The organism is Arachidicoccus sp., assembly GCF_050436765.1.
In the GTDB taxonomy this organism is placed as follows: domain Bacteria; phylum Bacteroidota; class Bacteroidia; order Chitinophagales; family Chitinophagaceae; genus Arachidicoccus.
In genome coordinates, this window is sequence record NZ_JBNQGD010000150.1 from 1 (window position 1) to 5,039 (window position 5,039).

Annotated in this window: 3 protein-coding genes and 2 pseudogenes; all 5 read left to right on the plus strand. The window is 37.9% G+C overall.

Annotated elements, in window-relative coordinates; translation table 11 throughout:
- Nucleotides 1-348, plus strand: a pseudogene (locus ACQR30_RS06275) (alanine dehydrogenase); the annotation flags it as partial.
- Nucleotides 349-369: 21 nt separating this feature from the next.
- Nucleotides 370-1,968, plus strand: a complete 1,599-nt coding sequence (locus tag ACQR30_RS06280) for a rhomboid family intramembrane serine protease (RefSeq protein ID WP_429732845.1) — start codon at nucleotides 370-372, stop codon at nucleotides 1,966-1,968.
- A gap of 93 nt (nucleotides 1,969-2,061) precedes the next feature.
- Entirely contained in the window at nucleotides 2,062-3,348 is a 1,287-nt protein-coding gene (locus ACQR30_RS06285) for a hypothetical protein (RefSeq protein WP_429732848.1), read from the plus strand.
- Nucleotides 3,349-3,550: 202 nt separating this feature from the next.
- Nucleotides 3,551-4,576, plus strand: a complete 1,026-nt coding sequence (locus tag ACQR30_RS06290) for a rod shape-determining protein (protein ID WP_119983909.1) — start codon at nucleotides 3,551-3,553, stop codon at nucleotides 4,574-4,576.
- Between the two features lie 128 nt (nucleotides 4,577-4,704).
- A pseudogene (locus ACQR30_RS06295) lies at nucleotides 4,705-5,039 on the plus strand (rod shape-determining protein MreC); the annotation flags it as partial.

The following is a 5,039-nucleotide window of genomic DNA, read 5'->3' on the forward strand; positions in this document are numbered from 1 at the left end:
AGTGTGATTTTAGATGTGTGTATCGATAGAGGCGGTTGCTTTGAAACCAGCGAGCTGACTTCGCACGAAAAACCTGTTTTTCTTAAACACGATGTAATACATTATTGTGTACCCAATATTGCCAGCGGTTTTGCGCGAACTGCCAGTCACGCGATCAGCAATGTACTCATGCCACTTATTTTGAAAATTGCCGATGAAGGAGGTTTAGACGCCATATTGTGGCACAACTTTAATTTGCGCAACGGTATTTATATGTACAAAGGACATCTGACAAATTTCTATTTGAGTGAACGTTTTGATATAAAATATACCGATTTGAATTTACTACTTGCAACCAGTAGAAGATAACTAAACAATAGCGATGTAGATATGTATGTGAAAATCCGGAAATTAATCATTCCCTTTTTTGTGGTTACTTTTTTATTTGTGGGATGCTATACTTTTCTGAATTGGTTTTTGTTGATAAAAAATAATTTCTTCACTGCTTCACCTGCTTTTGTAGAGAAAGACCTTGCCTTTGTTATTGCCTGGATTCCTTCACTTATTTGGCTCAGGCCAAGAATTGCTTTATTGGATATTAAAGAAATTAACCGCAATTATTTCCTATTTTTTTATCAATTATTCGCGGTATGCCTGATGGCTTTTTGTGCCAATTATGCGCAAAAGGTTTTATATTTAAAAATGCATGGTCATCGGGTGGTAGGCACTTTGAGTGAGACTGGCGCGTTTAGAAACGATAATTATTTTGTAGTTAAAGATTATTATTTAGATACCTCCAGGCACCCTGCTTTTAGAACAGTTGTTGCCGATGGATCGGTAAAAGACTCGGCTGAACTAAAAATTTTCATTTGCTGTCCAATGTATGAAAATGCCAAAGATACTGCCCGGCATTTGGCAGATTATTGGTTGGGCTTTATTTACACTAAAAGAGTGAGTGATCAAACAAGCCAGCAATTAGTGCCAATGCTTTTGGCAAACTTTGATAATGAATGCCAATTGAAATTCCAAAAAGATGTATTAAAAAAAATTGATTATCTGGAGAAAATTGATAGCACGACTGAGCTGTCCAGGATATATGATGATGCCGCCGATAAAGCAGGCTTAGATGTTACCGGTGCAGACCGCATATTCTTTAAACCACGATATCGTTCTTATGCCAAAATATCAGCCATTGCCTGGGCAAAAGCAGTATATGTACTTTTGGTGGCGCTTGTATTCTGGTCTTTGGCCATAGCTTTTATACCTTTTAGAATTGAGCGGCAAGAAGAGATTGCGGAAGAAGAATATTTGCCTTTCCCGGCAAAAGACAATCCTGTAAAAAAGTTTTTTGGCTTTTTAGTTCCAAAGGACAATTATCTGATTACCCCGTGGATTCTATATATTAATGCCTTTATATTTTTAGTATTGTTGTGTTCTTTTACCGGGTTTTTCTCTTTTCCGCTATACGTCCTTTATGATTGTGGCGGAAATGTTGGTTTTGTCACCATCGGTCAACATCAATGGTGGCGCTTGATTTCAGCCGCCTTTTTGCATCAGGGTATTTTTCACTTCGTTGGCAACATGTTTTTTCTTGTCATCATTGGAGCCTGTCTTGAACCGGTAATCGGGCGTTGGAAGTTTATTCTTTTGTATGCGGTGGCAATTATTGTTTCGAGTTTGGTAAGTGCTTATCATAATTGGAATGTAGTTGCTGTGGGCGCTTCAGGAGCAATTATGGGTTTATATGGGGCGTTTTATATTTTGGTATTAACTAAATCCGTCAAGCAAAAAATATCGCCGATTTTCATTTGGTCTGTCGGCATTTATACGTTGATAAATTTTTTGTTGGGCTTTACTTTGAAGGGCATTGACAATGCTGCGCATGTTGGCGGATTAGTTGCCGGCATTTTAATGGGTATTGTTTTTATGCCTTTTATTAGAAGAGAAAACAAAAATGAGGAAGTGGCGGAAGCGATATTGGATGTTTGATTTTTGTTAAACAATAGATTCATCCCCCTTAATCAAAAAAACCTCGGATTAAATTCGTTAATTTGTATTTGCGCTGCGGTTTATAATTTATGTATGATTAAAAGATATTTATTTTTCTTATTGGGGGTAACGATATTTTCTTTTGTGCACGCGCAAAATGATAGTACCGATTGGCAGCCTGCCTTTGATAAAGCCAAAAAAGAAATAAAAGAACTGGCGGGTCAAGGTGCTAATGAATATGCCCAAGTCGGTCGTAAGTTAGAGGCCTTGGCTATCAAAAATCCGGGCTATGCCGAGCCATGGTATTTTTTGGGTGCTGCCATTGATAAATTTAATACTTCCAGTGGTGAAGATATACCGACCTCCTCTTTATCGTTAGCAGAGAAAGCATCGCAATGCTTTAGTAGCTGTTTGGCATTGAGTAATAATAATTACAAGGGCGACGTATTACTACTTGATCCACATTCCAAAATCCTCTCCGTCTGGGGTGCACAAGCCTATCGTTTTTTAAATGAGCAAAAAACAGATTCCGCGATATGGTGTTTGCAGCAAGCCAATAAATATGGCGCCATCAATGCGACTGTAAAAGACTATTTTAAACAGGTTTTGGATGAGTGCAGCCATGGTGCTTATTTGTTTACGAACGGAGACCTTTATTTTTATTACCTGGCTTATTTGCAACTTGTAGAAAATTACAGGCATGATGTTCATTGCATTAGTCTCAATTTTTTGAATACTAAATGGTATCCCGAGTTCCTGAGCAAGGACAGTATGTTGCCCTTGGTTAAGGATGGGGTCGAATTGGCCAAGATCAAAGATAAAAAGTGGAAGGCCAGAGAGGTCTCCATACAGAATAAAAGCAATGTTTCAGGTGATAGTTTAATTTCCTGGACCCTGAAACCCACTAATGGCGAATATTTATTGCGGGCTGATATTATTTTGCAGAAATTTATTGAATATAACGCCTTTCAAAAAGATATTTTCTTTGCCGCGGATGTACCGCAGAACATGCGCTTATTTTTAAATGAGGGTAATTATTTGCAGTTAAGAGGCCTTACCTTAAAACTGGTTCCTAAAACCAATGCCTCCTCTTTGTCGTTTTTGGAAAATAGGCTGGCGGAGCTAAACGAATTATCGGTGGACGATACTTCTTTTTTGTGCAGCCGCGATAATATTCAGGTACTCAATAATTATCGTTTTGCCTATGTTGAAGTGGCAAGTTTGGCAATAAGGGAAAAACGGCTTACATCGGCTAAAAATATCATGCTTTTTGAGCGACAAAAGTATCCGGAAAGCCTTCTGCCTTTTTTTGCGGAAGCAACAAAAAAATGGTTTCAAGACTTTATGCAAAAGAATTTGAATTCACCTGAAAATAAATAAATTGAAATTGAAACAACATCGAAAATAATCTACTAATTTCGCTCGGAAATCTATGAACACTCTGTATCTGTCGGGTTCCCTAGATGTTGTTAAAATAACGTAAACATTGACTTGTTAAGAATAAATATTGATGCCTTTTTTGATATTTTGTTATATTTAGCTTCATTTTGCATCCACAATACACAAAGCACACAACTAAATAATGGGACTTTTTAACTTTTTTACGCAAGAAATAGCAATGGACTTGGGTACAGCCAATACCTTAATTATCCATAATGAAGAAATCGTGGTAAACGAGCCTTCGATTGTTGCACTCAATCGTAATAATCCTAAGGAGGTATTGGCCGTGGGTAAACGCGCATTATTGATGCACGAAAAAACGCACGAAAGCATACGCACTGTGCGCCCTTTAAGAGACGGTGTTATAGCCGATTTTAATGCTGCAGAGCTGATGATAAGGGAAATGATAAAAATGATTTATCCTAAGAAGCCCTTGTTTCCGCCAAGTTGGCGAATGATGATTTGTATTCCTTCCAGCATTACGGAGGTTGAAAAACGTGCTGTGCGCGATAGCGCTGAACAAGCGGGTGCTAAAGAAGTATATTTGTTACACGAGCCAATGGCTGCTGCGATTGGTATAGGTATTGATGTAGAGGAGCCGGTTGGTAATATGATTATTGATATTGGAGGCGGTACTACAGGTATTACCGTGATCGCTTTGGCCGGTATCGTTTGCGATCAAAGTATTCGTATCGCGGGGGATGAATTTACTGCCGATATTATGGAGGCGCTTCGCCGTTACCATTCTTTACTTATTGGAGAACGTACGGCAGAGCAAATAAAAATACAGTTAGGGGCTGCTATGAAAGATTTAGATAATCCGCCTGATGATTTGCCTGTAAATGGACGTGATTTGGTAACCGGTATTCCTAAACAGATTATGGTAAGCTATCAAGAAATAGCTGAAGCATTAGATAAAAGTATTTTTAAAATAGAAGAAGCCATTTTAAAAGCTTTGGAAACCACTCCGCCTGAACTTGCTTCGGATATTTACCGTCGTGGGTTATATCTTACCGGTGGAGGTGCATTACTAAGAGGATTAGATAAAAGATTAAATCAAAAAATAAAACTGCCCGTACATATTGCTGACGATCCACTGAAAAGTGTGGTACGCGGTACAGGTATTGCTTTGAAACATTATCAACGTTTTCCTTTTATTATGCGATAGGCGTTGCTTAGCTTAGCGGCTGAAAGTATTTATAAAAAGTCTTTCAACTTTTTATTCAATTTATTGGGCGTGGTTTTTCTAAAAGAGAACTGGATGGGCTTCATTGGTCATTCATAAAATATTTTCTGTTGAAAAATATTTTTTTATTTATAAGGCGGTTCTTTACTTTCTTTACGTTCCTGATTCTTCAGGTGCTTTGTATCTCTTTTCTTGTAAAGTATAACAAGACTTATGAAGCTGCCTACTCAAATACTGCACATAATTTTACTGGGAAAATTGATAAGAAGTATAACAATATTCAATATTATTTCGATCTTAAGAAAACCAATCAGGCGCTGGCCGACGAAAACGCGAAATTACGGAACACACTTAGTACTTTCATCCACAGCACGGATTCGCTAAATAAGGACAAGCTGTATACGATGATAGACTCTTTGAACAAAGATACTTTGGGCAATGTGCG